15 protein-coding genes are annotated in these 16,054 nt (G+C 71.0%); 4 read left to right on the forward strand and 11 right to left on the reverse strand.

Annotated elements, in window-relative coordinates; genetic code table 11:
• Positions 1–3: 3 nt before the first annotated feature.
• From JF781_RS14700 to eccCa, 8 genes are all read right to left on the reverse strand, one after another.
• A complete protein-coding gene (locus JF781_RS14700; RefSeq protein WP_225330423.1) occupies positions 4–330 on the reverse strand; it encodes a type VII secretion target in 327 nt (108 codons plus the stop codon).
• 48 nt (positions 331–378) lie between these two features.
• A complete protein-coding gene (gene glmM, locus JF781_RS14705; RefSeq protein WP_225330422.1) occupies positions 379–1,713 on the reverse strand; it encodes a phosphoglucosamine mutase in 1,335 nt (444 codons plus the stop codon).
• Between the two features lie 149 nt (positions 1,714–1,862).
• Positions 1,863–2,318 carry a 30S ribosomal protein S9 gene (rpsI, locus tag JF781_RS14710; RefSeq protein ID WP_225330432.1) on the reverse strand — a complete coding sequence of 152 codons (456 nt, stop codon included), beginning with the start codon at positions 2,316–2,318 and terminating at the stop codon, positions 1,863–1,865.
• A gap of 80 nt (positions 2,319–2,398) precedes the next feature.
• Positions 2,399–2,842, reverse strand: a complete 444-nt coding sequence (gene rplM, locus JF781_RS14715; protein WP_008260230.1) for a 50S ribosomal protein L13 — start codon at positions 2,840–2,842, stop codon at positions 2,399–2,401.
• A 262-nt stretch (positions 2,843–3,104) separates the two neighbouring features.
• Positions 3,105–3,401 carry a WXG100 family type VII secretion target gene (locus JF781_RS14720; protein ID WP_225330421.1) on the reverse strand — a complete coding sequence of 99 codons (297 nt, stop codon included), beginning with the start codon at positions 3,399–3,401 and terminating at the stop codon, positions 3,105–3,107.
• Positions 3,402–3,416: 15 nt separating this feature from the next.
• Positions 3,417–3,734: a WXG100 family type VII secretion target gene (locus tag JF781_RS14725; RefSeq protein WP_225330420.1), complete on the reverse strand. Its 318-nt coding sequence runs from the start codon at positions 3,732–3,734 to the stop codon at positions 3,417–3,419.
• A gap of 45 nt (positions 3,735–3,779) precedes the next feature.
• The gene (locus JF781_RS14730; protein ID WP_225341277.1) at positions 3,780–5,021 is read right to left on the reverse strand and encodes a type VII secretion-associated protein; all 1,242 of its coding nucleotides are present in this window, start codon (positions 5,019–5,021) and stop codon (positions 3,780–3,782) included.
• Positions 5,018–8,710 carry a type VII secretion protein EccCa gene (eccCa, locus tag JF781_RS14735; RefSeq protein WP_225328708.1) on the reverse strand — a complete coding sequence of 1,231 codons (3,693 nt, stop codon included), beginning with the start codon at positions 8,708–8,710 and terminating at the stop codon, positions 5,018–5,020. Before eccCa ends, JF781_RS14730 begins: the two co-directional genes overlap by 4 nt.
• A 94-nt stretch (positions 8,711–8,804) precedes the next feature.
• Here eccCa and eccD point away from each other — a divergent pair, with 94 nt between their 5' ends.
• Together eccD and mycP are read left to right on the forward strand one after the other, a co-directional pair.
• Entirely contained in the window at positions 8,805–10,208 is a 1,404-nt protein-coding gene (gene eccD, locus JF781_RS14740; protein WP_304621381.1) for a type VII secretion integral membrane protein EccD, read from the forward strand.
• A complete protein-coding gene (mycP, locus tag JF781_RS14745; RefSeq protein WP_374109704.1) occupies positions 10,205–11,515 on the forward strand; it encodes a type VII secretion-associated serine protease mycosin in 1,311 nt (436 codons plus the stop codon). Before eccD ends, mycP begins: the two co-directional genes overlap by 4 nt.
• On the opposite strand, the gene eccB is transcribed toward mycP, so the two are convergent.
• The gene (gene eccB / locus JF781_RS14750; RefSeq protein ID WP_225328706.1) at positions 11,483–12,853 is read right to left on the reverse strand and encodes a type VII secretion protein EccB; all 1,371 of its coding nucleotides are present in this window, start codon (positions 12,851–12,853) and stop codon (positions 11,483–11,485) included. The two genes, mycP and eccB, sit on opposite strands and share 33 nt — an antisense overlap.
• Before the next feature lie 120 nt (positions 12,854–12,973).
• Between eccB and JF781_RS14755 the strand changes: the two genes are divergently transcribed.
• Complete coding sequence (locus tag JF781_RS14755) at positions 12,974–13,852, forward strand: cutinase family protein (RefSeq protein WP_225328705.1); 879 nt, start codon at positions 12,974–12,976, stop codon at positions 13,850–13,852.
• A 51-nt stretch (positions 13,853–13,903) separates the two neighbouring features.
• Positions 13,904–14,530 (forward strand): cutinase family protein, encoded by a 627-nt coding sequence (locus JF781_RS14760; protein WP_374109708.1) that lies wholly within the window; start codon positions 13,904–13,906, stop codon positions 14,528–14,530.
• On the opposite strand, the gene truA is transcribed toward JF781_RS14760, so the two are convergent.
• Both truA and rplQ read right to left on the reverse strand, forming a co-directional pair.
• Positions 14,527–15,378: a tRNA pseudouridine(38-40) synthase TruA gene (gene truA, locus JF781_RS14765; protein WP_225328712.1), complete on the reverse strand. Its 852-nt coding sequence runs from the start codon at positions 15,376–15,378 to the stop codon at positions 14,527–14,529. The genes JF781_RS14760 and truA overlap by 4 nt on opposite strands.
• Entirely contained in the window at positions 15,365–16,009 is a 645-nt protein-coding gene (rplQ, locus tag JF781_RS14770; RefSeq protein ID WP_225328704.1) for a 50S ribosomal protein L17, read from the reverse strand. The genes truA and rplQ overlap by 14 nt, the downstream gene beginning before the upstream one ends.
• Between the last annotated feature and the right edge of the window lie 45 nt (positions 16,010–16,054).

The following is a 16,054-nucleotide window of genomic DNA, read 5'->3' on the forward strand; positions in this document are numbered from 1 at the left end:
GAGCTACGCGATCCGCGCGGCGGCATACAGTTCGGCGTCGGCGTAGCGCTCGGCGCTGGACCGCAGGGCGGCGGCGATCTCGGTGGACGCGCGCGACCACTGCGACACCTGCTCCGTCAGGCGCCCCAACTCGGCGCGCAGCGCGTCGCCGCGCGCGGCGTGCGCCCGCCCGGCGCAGGCGCCGCTGAAAGCCAGCCTGGCAAGGTGATCGCTGACCGCGCGGTCGAGAAATTCCGCCGCCATGGCGAATTGGTTAGCGACCCGGTGCGTGGCCGACGCGTCGATCTGGGTGCGGGCGGCGACAGGCCGTGTTCCCCCAACGAATTTCATGCCTAATCCGACGCCGGTAGGCGCGTCGGGGTTCCGGGCGTCGCGGGATCAGTGCGCGGCGCTGACCGCTTCGGCGACCCGGGTGGCGATCCGCGCAGCGATGTCCTCCTCGGGGGCCTCCACCATCACGCGGATCATGGGCTCGGTTCCCGACGGGCGCAACAGGATTCGGCCGGTGTCGCCCAGCTCGGCCTCGGCCTGCCCGACGGCGGACCGCACCGCCGGCGCCGCGGCGGCCGTGGCCTTGTCGGCGACCGTGACGTTGATCAACACTTGAGGCAGCGTCTGCATCGCCGAGGCCAGGTCGGCCAGCGACGAGCCGGTCTGCGCCATCCGGTTCATCAGCCGCAGCCCGGTGACGATGCCGTCCCCGGTCGAGCCCAGCGCGGGCATCACGATGTGCCCGGATTGCTCGCCGCCGAGGCTGTAGTCGCCGGCCCGCAGCTCTTCCACGACGTAGCGATCCCCAACGCCGGTGGTGCGCACCGTGATTCCGGCCGAGCGCATGGCCAGATGCAACCCCAGGTTGCTCATCACGGTGGTCACCAACGTCCTGGAGGCCAGTTCGTCGGCCTCGTGCATGGCCAGCGCGAGCACCACCATGATGTGGTCGCCGTCGACGAGATTGCCGTCGGCGTCGATGGCCAGGCACCGGTCGGCGTCCCCGTCGTGCGCCAGGCCCAGGTCGGCGCGGTGCGCGACGACCGCCGAGCGCAGCGAATCCAGGTGCGTGGAGCCGCAGTTGTCGTTGATGTTGAGACCGTTGGGGTCGGCGTTGATCGCGATCACCCGCGCGCCGGCCGCGCGGTAGGCGCGTGGGGCCACCGCCGACGCCGCGCCGTGGGCGCAGTCCACCACCACGGTCAACCCGTCGAGCCGCAGCGTGCTGGCCTTGCTCAGGTGACGCAGGTAGCGGTCGGCCGCGTCCTCGGCGTCGAGGACCCGGCCGATCCCGGCGCCGACCGGGCGCAGCCCCGGTTCCCCGACCAAGGCTTCGATCCGGTCCTCGGTGCCGTCGTCGAGCTTGCGGCCGCCGGGCCCGAAGATCTTGATGCCGTTGTCGGGCATCGGGTTGTGCGAGGCGGAGATCATCACCCCGAAGTCGGCGTCGTAGGCGCCGGTCAGGTAGGCCACCGCGGGGGTGGGCAGCACCCCGACCCGCAGCGCGTCGACCCCCTGGCTGGTCAGCCCGGCGATCACCGCGGCCTCCAGCATTTCGCCGCTGGCCCGCGGATCGCGGCCGATCACCGCCACCCGGCGGCCCGGCGCCGCCGCGCTCGCCAGCTGCCGCGCGGCCGCGGAACCCAGCGCCAGCGCCAGCTCGGCGGTCAACTCGCGATTGGCGACCCCACGGACACCGTCGGTGCCGAATAGTCGACCCATGCGAACAAACCTCTCACAGTTGTCGGGCTAGCACCTAACGTGCCCGTTCCTTTGTGGCCGAAACCGGGCGCGGGTGGGTGCAGACACGCCGCAACCGGCCACAACTTGTGGAGCACGATGCCAAGTTGTGGCCGGAAAGCGACCGCTGATCAGCGCTTGCTGTACTGAGGCGCCTTGCGGGCCTTCTTCAGGCCGTACTTCTTGCGCTCGGTGGCGCGCGGGTCACGGGTGAGGAAGCCGGCCTTCTTCAGTGCGGGACGGTCGTCCGGCGAGGCCACGATGAGCGCCCGCGCGATGCCCAGGCGCAGCGCGCCGGCCTGCCCCGAGGGGCCGCCGCCGTGCAGGTGGGCATAGATGTCGAAGCTCTCCACCCGGTCCACGGTGACCAGCGGGGCCTTGATGAGCTGCTGGTGCACCTTGTTGGGGAAGTAGCCCTCCAGGCTGCGGCCATTCAGGTTGAACTTGCCGGTGCCGGGCACCAGGCGCACCCGCACCACGGCCTCCTTGCGGCGGCCGACGGTCTGGATGGGCCGCTCGAACACGTAGGACTCGGCGGGCGCGGCGACCGCGGCGGTCTCCGACGCCTCAACCGGCGCTTCGGTCACCTCGGCGACGGCCACTGTTTCCTCTGCGGTCTCGGGGTTGTCCGGGTTTTCTGGGTTCTCCAGGGCCTCGGTCGTTTCGGTCACTGGGCCACCTGCTTGATCTCGTACGGAACGGGCTGCTGTGCGACGTGGGGGTGCGTCGGGCCGGCGTAGACGTGCAGCTTGCGCGCGATCTGCCGGGCGAGCTTGTTCTTGGGCAGCATGCCGACGATCGCGTCCTCCACGACACGGTCGGGGTGCTTGGCCATCAGCTCGCGAATGGTGCGGCTGCTCAGACCGCCGGGATACCCCGAGTGGCGGTACGCCAGCTTCTTGTCCAGCTTCTGGCCGCTGAAGGCGACCTTGTCGGCGTTGATGACGATGACGAAGTCACCGCCGTCGACGTTGGGGGTGAACGTCGGCTTGTGCTTGCCGCGCAGCAGGTTGGCTGCCGCGACGGCAAGGCGGCCAAGCACCACGTCCGTGGCGTCGATGACGTGCCACGACCTAGTGGTGTCACCCGCCTTTGGCGTGTACGTAGGCACAGCGCTTACCACTCTTTCTCTGCGAGCCTCTGTTCCGAGGCTGTGGATCCCGGTGTGACCGGGTGCCGGTCAGGCGTTCGCGGCGGGGGCTGGTCTCGGCGACCGACGTTGACCCGAGGCCCTGGCGTACCGCACGCCAACGGAGCAGCTTACCGACCGCCATCCCCGCAGGTCAAAATGACTGTGTGGTCCCGACGGCTCTCCCCCGTCAGGACCACACAGTCTCACGCGCGGCGCGAACCGCGCGGTGTCTCGTCGGCCGCTACCGCGACCACACGCCAGCCGCCCGGCGGTCGGCGTTGGCCACCTCGTCCGCGCCGTCGCGGACCGCATTTCCGAGCTCGACCAGCATCTCGTTGAGCGCGGTCGCCGACTGGTGCCATTTCAGCTGCTCAGTCTGGTAGGCGGCGGCCGCTTCGCTGGTCCACAGCTGCTGCAATGGCGCGATGCGCGCTCTGAGCTCGTCGAGCGCGGCATTGAAACGGGCCGACGTCGAGTGAATCTCCTGGCGGACCGAGTACTCGATTTCACCGAAGTTGTAGGACAACACCGAACCCACGGGGATCCTCTCTCCTCACAGGTTTCCGCCGGCGGCGGCGATGCGGTCGGCATGGCTCTGGCCGGCCTCCTGCAGGGTGGCCGCGTTGTGCCGAATGGTGTCGGCGATGGCGTGCAGGGCGTGGTAGAGCCGCACCGACTCCGCGTTCCAGCGATCGATCACGCCTTTGAAGCGAGTGGCCGCGAGCCCGCCCCACGCCGACGACGGCACGCCGCTCATCCGGCCGATGAACGCCTGCAGCATCGCCCTGATTTCCTCGTTGCGGGCGTCGGTGGTGCCCGCCACCGACCGCATCAGGTCGAGGTCGGTGCTCAGTGGGTTTGGTGCAGCCATACCCATTACGACCGCGACGGGGGTCGTTCGGTTCCACGAAATTTGTCATCCGATCGCGTGGGCGGTTCTGACCGCCTGCTCGCAGGCATCGCGGACGGCGTCCTCGTCGTCCGGCCGGCTCTGACATCCGACGCTGATTCGCACGGGGCCGTCCAGCAGCACCGTCCAGCGCACGTGATGACCCGCGCGGACCTCGCGGTAGGTCACCGCCGGCCGGCCGGCGCTGGTGCCGGACGGGTTGAAGTCGACAAACAGCCCGGCGGGCTCGGCGTCGATCGCGCGTTTGAGCCGTTCGGCGGTGCCGCTCAGCGTCTCCGCGGCCACCGGCGACTGGGTGATGTGCAGCGCGACCTCGGGGTCCGCCGGAGACGTGACCTGCACCCGCGCCGAGCCCGGCCCGGTGACCACCCGTCGCGTCGGCCATGTCGCCGGCACCGACAGCGCCACTCGGCCTTCCACCAAATACGTTGTGGACGCGGCGTCGACCCGCTTCGGGGGCGCCTCGCCGGGCCGGCTCGGCGACATCGCGGCCGGCGCCGCCGCGGCGACGACGATGGCGGCGGCACCCAGTCCGCCCAGCGTCCGCACGCGCGATGGGCGGGCGGTGGCGCGTGCGGCGGAGCCCGGCCCCGGCGGTGCCGAGCGTGCCGGGAAGGCCGCCCGCGCCAGCCGGGTGAGCCGAAGGTCGTTGATTTGCAGAACATCTCGGGTTGTCCCGCCGCTTCCGCGTACCGCGTCGGCGATCAACGCCGCCAGTGCCGACGCCCCGGCGACCGTGCTCGGCGTGTCGATCACCACGGCCGCGGGGGCCGCGTCGGCGATGACATCCGCGACGGCTTCGCCGACGGCTTGCGGGTCGGCGTTGCGCGGCACGGCGGTCACCTCCGTCGCCGTGATCACCACGAACCGCTCGGTGATCTCAACCGTCACCGGTCGTTGCGCGCGAAATGCCTGCGCCAGCAACCACGATCGCGGGCGCGTGCGCACCTCACCGGCCACCCTGGCGGCGGCCGCGGTCAGCACACCCACGCGCGAGGAGGACCACCAGGACGGGTGGACGACGACCATACCGTCGGACGATGTGCAGCTTGCCGACCGCAGCGCGGCTTCCCACAGCGCATCGACGGTTATCGGCCGCTCCCCCACCAGCGCGACGCGGTCGTCGATCGCGTCGAGGGCCGATCGTATGGCGTCGGCCGTCTCGCCCTCGTCGATTGTTCCTGTACCGCAACATAATCGGCGGACGGTGCCCGGCCCGGCTTCGATGACGGGACGGTGTTCGGTCACGGTGGGCTCCAGGCCACCTGGACGAGGTCCTCGTCGCCGTTAGGGCCGGTCAGGATGCCGCGGCCCGGCGGCAATTGCACCGGCCGCGTGGGGCCGAACGGCGGGCCGTCGGCGGGAGAACCGCTCATCATCAGGGACAGGCAACCGAGGTCACGCAGGCCCGCGAGCACCGGCTCGAACATGGCGCGCTCGGCTCCCCCGCCGCGCCGGGCGACGACGAGATGCAATCCCAAATCTTGTGCATAGGGCAGGAATTCGATAATCGGCGCCAGCCCATTGCCCGCCGGGGAGGCGACCAGGTCGTAGTCGTCGACCACGACATACAGGTCCGGCCCAGACCACCACGAGCCGGTGCGCAACTGGGCCTGGCTCGCGTCGGGCGGCGGCATTCGTGCGCGCAGAAGATCGAGCAGGTCGGGCAGCGCCGCGGCCAACGCGGCCGGCGACATCGCGTACCCGCGGAGATGGTCCGACTCGACGACCCCGAGCAGCGCGCGCCGGAAGTCGACGATCAGCAGTTGAGCTTGCGCGGCGGTCTTCGTCCGGACAAGCTCCCGGCACAAGGTCCGCAGCGCCGCGGTCTTCCCGCAGTCACTGTCGCCGACGATCACCAGATGCGGCTTCTCGTCGAAATCGATTGTCACCGGCCGCAGGTCGCGCTCCCGAACGCCGAGCAACACCCGGGCACCAAGCTCGCTTCCCGCCTGCCGCACCAAGGCCTCACGATCTACGCGATCGGGCAAGAGCGGTATCGGCGGCGCCACCGAGTCACCGGCGGGCACCTCGGCGACGGGCGTTGCGATCACCATGTGCAGCCCGTCACGGGACAGGCCACGGCCAGGGCTGTCGTGCGGGACGTGCGCAGCGGCCTTGCGGTCCAGTTCGGAGTCGGCGGGATCGCCGAGCCGTAACTCGACACGGGTGCCGAGCTGATCCCGCAGCGACGGCCTGACGTCGGCCCAGCGCGACGCCGTCAAGACCACGTGCACACCGAACGAAAGCCCGTGGGACGCCAGGGCAGTGATCGAAGCCTCCAGCGTCTCGAATTCCTGGCGCACGGTTGCCCAGCCGTCGATGACGAGAAAGACGTCGCCGAACGGATCATCGATCGCGCCGCCCGACGTGTTGCGTCGCCGGCGATAGTCGGCGATCGAGCCGATCGCGTGCGCACCGAACGTGGTCTCGCGCCGTCGCACGACCGACTCGCATTCGGCGACGATCCGCCCGACGAGCCGCGGCTCGGCCCTGCCGGCGACCGCGCCAACGTGCGGAAGCGTCCGCGCCGACGACAGCGTCCCGCCGCCGAAATCCAGGCAGTAGAACTGCACTTCGCTCGGGTCATGCGTGGCCGCGAGGGCGGTGATGAGCGTGTGCAACGCCGTCGACTTGCCCGATTGCGGTCCACCGACGATCGCCACGTTGCCCGCGGCGCCGGACAAATCGATCATCAGTGGCGTGCGGCGCTGCTCATAGGGGCGGTCGACCAGGCCGACGGGCACGGCGGTCAGGCCGGCGGGCGTGGGCACCGCGCCGCCGAGCAGGGTGCGCAGCTCCGGAGGCCGCCCCAGCGGGGGCAGCCACACCCGGTGCGCGGGCGGCCCGTGCCCGCGCAGCCGGTCCAGGACCGCACGCGAAATGGCCGGTGCGGATGTCGCGCTCGCCTCCGGGGTGCGACGGACCGCTCCGGTGACCCGGGTGGTGAACACCTGGACCGGGCGCGCAGGCGCGGCGGGCGCACCCGGTGCAGCGTCCGTCGGCAGCGGTCCCGACACCGAGGCGGCCTGAAAGCGAACCAGTTCGCCGCCGCTGATCCGCAAGACGCCGGCACCGGGCGCGGTGGGCAGTTCGTAGGCGTCGAGATTGCCCAGCACCGTGCGGGATTCGGCGGCGGACAGGGTCTTCAGGCACAGCCGGTAGGAGAGGTGGGCGTCGAGCCCGCGCAGCCGACCCTCATCGAGGCGCTGGCTGGCCAGCAGTAGGTGCAGGCCCAGGGATCGGCCAAGACGGCCGATCGCCACGAACGTATCGGCGAAATCGGGTTGCTGGCTGAGCAATTCGGAGAACTCGTCGACGATGATGAACAGCGCGGGCAGGGGCGGCAGCGCAGCCGGCGGGTCGCCTGCCCGGCGCGCGCGTTCGTAGGCCTCGACGCTGACGCAGCCCGCTGTCCGCAGCAGTTGCTGGCGACGGTTCATCTCACCGGCCAGGGCGTCGCGCATGCGGCTTACCAGCGGCGCGTCGTCGGCAAGGTTGGTGATCACGGCGGCCACGTGCGGCGCTCGCGCATAGTCGAGAAATGTTGCGCCACCTTTGAAGTCGATGAGCAAAAGGTTGAGTTCTTGCGGCGAGTTGCGGACCATCATGCCCAGCGCGATGGTGCGCAGCAGCTCCGACTTGCCCGACCCGGTGGCGCCGATGCAGAGTCCGTGCGGGCCCATCCCGTTCTCGGCCGGCTCTTTGATATCCAGCTCGAGGGGAGCGCCCTGCACGGTGGTTCCGATGGGGACGCGAAGCCGGTCGCCGCGTCCCCGGCGGCGCCAGAGCGTCGCCGGGTCGAAGCGTTGCGGATCGTGCAGGCCGACCAATCCGGGCCAACCGGGATCACCGCCCCCTACGCTCCCCCGATGCCCGGCCAGTCGGAGGGCGCACACCAGCGCGTCGACGGGCTCCATCCGGTCGGGGCACGAAATGGGTGCCGACTCGTCGGACCGCCGGATCGCCAGCGGCGCACCGTCATGGCCGGCGCCGATCGCGATCGTGGTGGCGCCGATGATCGCGGCGGCGTCCCCGGCCAGTTCGGTGACCACCACCACCCGTGCCGCCCGCACGCCCGCGAGGGCCCGCTGCGCCTGCACGGCGCTCGAATAGACCATCCGCACCGGACCCGCCGCGTCGTCCTGGCCGGGATGTGCGTTGTGCGGCAACCATTTCAGCCATTCCCAGTGCGCGCGATGCGGATCGCTGATCGCTGCGGCGATCCGCACCTGATCGGGCGCATGCAACACGGCGAGCTGGCAGATCATCGCCCGTAGCAACCCACGCGCGGCGCTCGCCTCGCCGTCGATCGTCACAAGCGACTCGTCACGCAAGGCGATCGTCACCGGCCCGACGATCGTCGAATATGCGCGCAGGAAACGACGCAACGCCGTCTCGGTGACCGGATCGCGAAGCTCCTCGGCGGGAAGCTCCGGCGCCACCAAGCGGCGCGCGAGGGGCTGCGTCCCCATGCCGACCCGCACGAGGCAGAAATCCGCGTCGCCCGGTCTGCGCTGCCACATGCGAGCGCCGCCGACCAACGTCCACAGCGTGTCGGGATGGGGATGGCTTCGAATGGCCGAGGCGCGCTGCGTCGTAGCGACCTCGGACACGGATTGGCTCAGCTGATCCAGGTATCCGAGGTACCGTCCGCGATCGGCATCGATGCCACCGCCGCGCCGGCGGGCACGGCCGGTCAGTCCGGACGCCAGCGCCGAAACCAGCATCATCAGCGGAAACGCCAGAAACATCGGCTGACGGGCCATGGCCGTCCCCGACGCGAACGCCGCCGCCATGATGCCCATGCTCGCCACGGACAGCGCAGCCGGCAGCAGGCGGGGCAGCAGGCCAGGCGCCGCCGGCGGCTGCAGGTCCGGTGGAGCCTCGACCACAATCGGCGGCCGTTGCACCGCGGGCACCGAAACCTGGGTCATCTCATCGCCTCCAGTTCGACGACGGTAAGGAGCACCGAAAACGGCGACAAGTCACCTGTGGACAGCCGGATACCGGGGCCGTCGAAACCCGGCTATGTTCCCCAGGATCCGACCGAAGGGTTCGTCATTGGCTGCATCCGAAACCGGGCTGTGCCGTGTCCGCGTCCATTGGGGCACCACCGTCGCCGATCTGGCGCTGCCCGCCGGAGTTCCTGTCGCGGTGTTGATTCCGTCGGTCGTCGACGCCCTCGAGGTTCGTCACCCCGACCGGGAGGCGGTGCGCTACCAGTTGTCGATCCCCGGCGCACCCGCACTGGTCCCGTCGATGACCTTGGCGCAGAACCGCATCGGCGATGGCGCGGTCCTGGTGCTGAGCCGGCCCGACGCGCCGCTGCCCGCACCTCGTTACCTCGATGTCGCGCAGGCCGTGTCGGACACGCTAGCGGGGGACGCCGGGACGCGCAGCGATGACGGGGACCGGCGAGCCGCCCGGCTCGCCGGCGCGGCGGCGGCCGTCTTGCTGACCGCGGTGGGCGGGGGGACCTTGGTGCGAACCGCCTTCAGCGCCAACCACACCCGAGACAGTCGCGCAACGGTCGCCGTGTTGGCATGTGCCGTCCTCGTCGGGCTGGGGCTAGCGGCGATCACGCATCGGGCCTATCGAGATCCGATCGCCGGACTGGCGCTGAGCGTGATCGCCACCGAGTTCGCGGCGGTGGCCGGGTTTGTGGCAGTGCCCGGCGCTCCAAGCGTTTCCCACGTATTGCTGGCCGCGGCGGCGGCGGGCGTCACCTCCGTGCTGGCGATGCGGTTGTCGGGCTGTGGTGTCGTCGCGTTGACGGCGACCGCGTGCTTCGCGGCGGTCATCGCCGCGGCGGCGCTGGCGGGTGCGATCACCGGCGCGCCTTGCCATGTCATCGCTTCGGCGGCGGGGGCGGTATCCCTCGGGCTGCTCGGGGCGGCACCGCGCGTATCCATCGCGCTGGCGCGGCTATCGCCCCGATGGGCGACGCCGGACGTCGTCGACCCTAGCGACGCGTGGGTGCCCGAGCAAGCGCTTAGCGCCGACCGGTGGTTGGTGAGCCTGTATGCCGGGCTGTCGTCAGCCGCCGGTGCCGGCGCGGTCGTCACCGTGCTCGCCGGTGCACCGCGCCTGTCCTGCTTGGCGTTCGGGACCGCCACCGCCGCGCTGTTGCTGCTGCGCTCCCGGTCCGGCGAACGCGCAAGGATGCTGGGCTTCGCTGCCGGTGGACTCGTAACCGCGGCAACGATATTCGCTGTCACCGCCCTGCGCTTCCAGCTGCACGGTCCGAAGCTCGCTGCGGCAACGGCGCTGGTCGCCGCCGCGATGTACCTCGGCTTCGCCGCAAAACCAACCTCGCCCGTCGTGCTCCGATGCGTCGAAATGCTGGAGTGGCTGGCGTGGGCGGCACTGGTCCCGCTGGCGTGTTGGATAGGCGGACTCTACGGCGCGGTCCGGGGATTGAATCTCCCGTGAGGTCCTCGCACGTCGGGCGCGTGCTGGCGGTGTCGGCGCTGGCGATGCTCCCCGCGTTCGGAACGCCACCGGCGCAGGCGGTTTCGCCCCCCGGCGTCGACGACAAGTGGTTGCCCAAGCCCACCTTGCCGGCGCCGCCACGGCCGACGGTGCAGCGCGAGGTCTGCGCGGCGCTGACCGTCGATTCGGCGCCGGGCCGCAACCAGCCGCCGGGGGCGTTCGACCTTTCGGACGTGTGGCACCTCACCCGCGGCGCCGGACAACGGATCGCGGTCGTCGACACCGGAATCGCGCGGCACCGACGGCTGCCCGGCGTGGTGCCCGGCGGCGACTACGTGTCCACCGGCGACGGCACACAGGACTGCGACGCGCACGGCACGCTGGTGGCGGGAATCATCGCGGCCACAGCCGATTCCAAGTCCGATGGCTTCAGCGGGATCGCGCCGGAAGCCACCTTGATCAGCATCCGGCAGTCCAGCGCGAAGTTCGCGCCCGCTAGCGACCGGTCCCGCGCCGGGGTGGGTGACGTCGACACCATGGCGAAAGCGGTTCGGACCGCCGCGGATCTCGGCGCGTCGGTGATCAACATTTCCTCGGTTGCGTGCGTGCCGGTGGCCGCCGCACTCGACGACCGTGCGCTGGGTGCCGCGCTGGCCTACGCCGTCGATGTCAAAAATGCCGTCGTCGTCGCGGCGGCGGGGAATACCGGCGGCGGCGCGCAGTGCCCGCCGCAGCGGCCGGATGCGACCTGGCAGACCATCACGGTCGTGGTCAGTCCCGCGTGGTACGACGACTATGTGCTGACCGTCGGCTCGGTGAACGCCGATGGAGCACCGTCGGCCTTCAGCCTTGCCGGGCCGTGGGTCGATGTCGCCGCGCCCGGCGAGGCGGTGACCTCCCTCGCGCCCGATCCGGTGTCGGGCACGAGTTACGCCGCCCCGGTGGTGAGCGGTCTGGCCGCGCTGATTCGGGCCCGCTTCCCGGCATTGACCGCGCGCCAGGTGATGCAGCGCATCGAGTCGACGGCGCATCATCCGCCCGCCGGATGGGATCCGCTCGTCGGCAACGGCACCATCGATCCGCTCGCCGCGGTCAGCACCGGGACGGGTGCGCCGGCCAATGCCCATAAGCCGCCGGCCGCGCCGCCGCTCGCGGGGTCGCCGGCGACGATCCCACCGCGCGATAGCCGCGCCCGGGACACCGCGGTGCGCGGGGCCGCGATCTGTCTCGCCGCGCTGGCGGTCGCCCTGGCCGCCGGCGCGGTCAGGGGTCGGCTACGGGGAACCCGCGACGTCGCGGGCGATTGAGGCGCCGCGTCTGCTCAGCTCCGGTCCGGCCGGCAGCAGCGTGAGAACCGGCCAGGGCGCCGCGGTCGCCTCGGCGAGGCCGAGGGCGTGCGCGGCGTCGTCGTCGCGGATGGCGAATCGAACCCCGGTGTCGACGATGAGGTACCGGGTCCCGGAGTTGTCACCCGCCCGCACGTAGGCGCTGCGCCCGGGCGGCACGGACACGTTGTCCAGCGCGGGGCCGGGGCCGTCGGCCTGCGCCAGCGTCACCGTCGTCTGACCGGGCGGCACCGGTGGCCGGTTACCCGCCAGCAAAGCCACCCCCGCTCGCCCGCCCTCCCAGCTGGCGCATAACGTGCCGGCGGACTCGGGCAGCGTCGGCGCCCGGTCGGGGAAACCGGCGACGGGCAACTCGGCCGCGACAGGAGCGGCCCGGATCGCCTCGGGCGCGACGGTGACGGGATTGACCGGCCCCTGGGAGCCGCCGAAGCGCATCAAGTCGGCCGCCACCTGGCCGATCCGCTGCACGCCGGCGGCCAGCACCGCGTAATACTCGTCACCGTCGGCGCGTGTGACGCGCAGCACGCTGCCGACGCGAAATCCCGGCAGCCCGGGCGCGGCGCCGCCCAGGCCGCGGATCCGGGGGGCCGAGATCGGCGGCGCCTCGGGGACGGCGTTCAGCAACGCTTGCGAGACGAGTTGAGGCGCGCGGCCCTCGAGCCGCAGCGCGCGCACGACCGCGGCATCGGCCAGGTCCACGATGGCCCGGTGCCCGTCGTAGAGCAGGTAGGCCGGCGAACCCGAGGCGGGAGCCACCAGGACGGCCTGCCCGGACGGCAAGCGGGCGACTGCGTTGCCGGCGACGTGGCCGACGATGACCGTCGTGCCGCTGGCACCGGCGCTATCGCAAATCGAGAAGGCCAGGTCCTGCGCGGACAGCGGCCTGCCGACGAATTGCGGTGCGCCCGGAATGCCCAGCAGCGGACCGCGTTTACCACCCTCCAGGTCGGCCTGGCGAACCGGCTGCGGGGTGGCGGCCGTCCCCGCGATGAGCCGCGCGGACGCCAAATTCGGTACCGGATGCCAGACGTCGTTCACTCGAACGAACAGCGCACCCGATTCCCGGGCCATCACGACCTGCGCCCGATCGAGCGCAACGTGCGGTCTCAGCAAACCCAGAAGCGCGGAGCCGGCCAGCGCCAGGACCGTCAGCACACCGCCGGCTGCCAGCGATGCCGACGCCATCCGCGGTCGAGGACCGCCCGCAGACATCGTCTCGCCCAGCAACGCGCATTCGAGGCGGCGCAGCAGATACCGGTGAGCGCTGACGCGCAGCCACGTGGTCGGCTGACGCGGCACTGATCCCCCCACCCTGCGAAATCCGTTGGGCTCACGGTAGGCCGCCGGTCGGCCGCGTCGCAGCGCTTATCCACAGGTCGCAGGAGTTTCGCCGCGGCGGAAATTGGGTAAAATTGCCCGGTGAAAACTCACCGCGCCGCTCGCCTCATCGGCTTGGGCGCTTCCGCCCTGGTCACCGCCGCAGGCCTGCTCGCCACGCCGGTCGCGCTCCCGGTGGCCTCCGCCGATGACTGCCCGGACGTCGAGGTCATCTTCGCCCGCGGCACCAACGAGCCCCCCGGGCTGGGCCGGGTCGGCGATGCCTTCGTGGACTCGCTGCGCCAGCAGACCAACTTGAACATCCTGCCGTACGGGGTGAACTACGCCGCCAGCAAGCTGCAGCTGCACGGCGGTGACGGCGCCAACGACACCATCGATCGCGTGAAGAAGAGCGTGGAGAAGTGCCCGAGCACCAAGATCGTGCTCGGCGGCTACTCGCAGGGCGCGTCGGTGATGGACATCGTGGCCGGCGTCCCCATCGGCGGCATCAACTGGGGCAGCTCGCTGCCGCCGCAGTACGCTAACAACATCGCGGCCGTCGCCACCTTCGGCGACGTGGCCGACCGCGCCGGCGGCACGCTGCCCAGCCAGAGCGCGCTGCTGGGCTCCAAGGCCATCGACCTGTGCAACCCCAACGACCCGATCTGCCACGCCGGCCCCGGCAACGAGTGGAGCGGGCACACCGAGGGCTACGTCCCCGTCTACACCACCCAGGCCGCGGCGTTCGTCGCGTCCAAGCTCGTGGGCGCCGGCCAGTCGGTGCCCGGCTATGGCCCGTCCTTCCCGGGTGCCGGCCCGCAGGTCCCGGGCCAGCCCGGCTACGGCCAGCAGACACCGGTGTACGGGCAGACCCCGCCCGGGTCGGGCCCCTCGATCCACGGCGGCACCGGCACCGCCCCGGCCCCCGCGCCGCTGGCGCCCGGGCCGGCCACGACCGTACCGCAAGCACCTCTCGTCTAAATCGTTACCGGCGGGTTATCAACGCGCGCTTAACATCTCTGTGTGAGGCTTATCCCTTTAGGGCTGGGCGTCGGATTGCTCGCGGGGGCAGCGTTATTTGTTGCCCCGCAATTGGTTCCCCGCGCATCGGCGTCCTGCCCCGGCGTAGAAGTGGTCTTTGCCCGCGGAACGGATGAGGCGCCCGGTGTCGGGAAGGTGGGCGGGGCGTTCGTCAGCTCGTTGCGCGAGCAGACCCGCAAAAGCGTTGGCGCATATGGCGTGAACTACCCGGCCGACAAAGACTTCCTGGCCGCCGCGGACGGCGCCAATGACGCCAGCAGCCACATCCAGCGCATGGCGGTGAACTGCCCCAACACCAAGCTGGTGCTGGGCGGATACTCGCAGGGCGCCGCCGTCATCGACATCGTCACGGCCGCACCGGTGTCCGGCCTCGGGTTTCGCAAGCCGCTGCCGCCCGCGGCCGCCGATCACGTCGCCGCCGTCGCCCTCTTCGGGAATCCGTCGGGCCGGGCGGGCAACCTGATGAGCGCGCTGAGCCCCAATTTCGACGGCAAGACCATCGACCTGTGCAACCCGGGCGACCCGATCTGTTCGGGCGGCCTGCGGTGGGCGTCGCATCTGAGCTACGTGCCCGGACTGACCAACAAGGCCGCGAGTTTCGCCGCGGCGAGGGTCTAGCGCGAGCGCACGTCCCTGGTGATGAGGTTGCGCGCGGCCAGCTGGTCATCGGGCGGGTAGTCGACGCCGACCAGCGTCAGCCCGTGCGCCGGGGCGGTCGCGTAGTCGCTGGATCGTGCTGTGGCGCCGAGCAGTTCGCGGCACCAGGAGACGGGACGCCGGTGTTCGCCGACGGCCAGCAGCGCTCCGACCAGTGAGCGCACCATCGACCAGCAGAACGCGTCGGCGCTGACCCGCGCGGTGATCGAGTCACCGTCGCACGTCCACTCCAGCCGCTGCAGGTCGCGGATGGTGGTGGCATTCTCGCGGTGCCGGCAGAACGCGGCGAAGTCGTGCAATCCCAACAGGTCCCGCGAGGCGGCGGTCATCGCCTCGACGTCCAGGGGGCGCGGCCAGGCGGTGACGTAGCGGGCCTGCTGCGGCTGCACGCCCCACGGCGCCGTCGACAGCCGGTACACATAGTGACGTCGCAGCGCGGAGAACCGGGCGTCGAAACCCGCGGGGGCGCGGGCGATCTCGATCACCCGGACGTCGGTGGGCAAGAAGCGGCCGAGCCGGCGCAGCAACGGCAGAAACTCGGCCTCACCGGCGTGTGGCGTACGCGAATACGCGTTCGGCAGCGCCGCGGCCGGCACATCGACGTGGGCCACCTGCCCGGTGGCGTGGACCCCCGCATCCGTGCGACCCGCCGCGCGCAGCCGCACCGGCGTGCGAAAGACGGTCGTCAGCGCCTCGTCGAGAACCCCGGCCACGGTACGCTGGCCGGTCTGAGCTGCCCAGCCTGCGAAACCTGTTCCGTCGTAGGCGATATCGAGCCGCAGACGGACGTCCTCGCTAACTCTCGTCAGCCTCGTCGTTCGCCTTCTCGGCGGCCTCGGCTTCGGCTCTTGCGGCGACGGCCTTGTCGGCCTTGTCTTCGGCTTCGGCCTGGGCCTTGGTCGGCTCGTCGGAGGCCTCTTGGGCGTTGGTTTCCTCGGCCTCGGCCGTGGCTTCCCCGGCCGTCGGGCCGACGGCTTCCTCCGGCTCGACGGCCGCCTGAGGCGCCGCCGCTGCCGCGACAGGAGCGTCAGTCTTCTTGGAGGCCTTCGCCCGCCGAGCCCGATCGGCCTCGGAGGTGACCGTCTTCTCCCGCACCAACTCGATCACGGCCATGGGCGCGTTGTCGCCCTTGCGCGGCTCGACCTTGATGATCCGGGTGTAGCCGCCATTGCGGTCGGCGAAGAACGGCCCGATCTCCTCGAAGAGGGTGTGCACCACGTCCTTGTCGCGGATCTTCTTCAGAACCTCTCGACGGTTGTGCAGCGCACCCTTTTTCGCGTGCGTGATCAGCTTTTCCGCATACGGCCGCAGCGCACGCGCCTTGGGCTCGGTCGTCTTGATCCGGCCGTGCTCGAACAGCGATGTCGCCAGGTTGGCCAGAAGCGCCTTCTGGTGCGATGACGACCCGCCGAGGCGAGGACCCTTGGTGGGCTTGGGCATTGCGACTTCTCCTAATTGGGGCCGGTCCCCGTATCAGGTAGGACC

This window comes from Mycobacterium sp. WUMAC-067 (assembly GCF_020217485.1).
Classification (GTDB): Bacteria; Actinomycetota; Actinomycetes; order Mycobacteriales; family Mycobacteriaceae; genus Mycobacterium.

Excerpts from the sequence above, each read along its gene's own strand:
- eccCa (WP_225328708.1), bottom strand. The coding sequence starts at position 8,710 with ATGACCCAGGTTTCGGTGCCCGCGGTGCAACGGCCGCCGATTGTGGTC.
- JF781_RS14700 (WP_225330423.1), bottom strand. The coding sequence starts at position 330 with ATGAAATTCGTTGGGGGAACACGGCCTGTCGCCGCCCGCACCCAGATC.
- JF781_RS14725 (WP_225330420.1), bottom strand. The coding sequence starts at position 3,734 with ATGGCTGCACCAAACCCACTGAGCACCGACCTCGACCTGATGCGGTCG.
- rplQ (WP_225328704.1), bottom strand. The coding sequence starts at position 16,009 with ATGCCCAAGCCCACCAAGGGTCCTCGCCTCGGCGGGTCGTCATCGCAC.
- eccD (WP_304621381.1), top strand. The coding sequence starts at position 8,805 with ATGTTCCCCAGGATCCGACCGAAGGGTTCGTCATTGGCTGCATCCGAA.
- glmM (WP_225330422.1), bottom strand. The coding sequence starts at position 1,713 with ATGGGTCGACTATTCGGCACCGACGGTGTCCGTGGGGTCGCCAATCGC.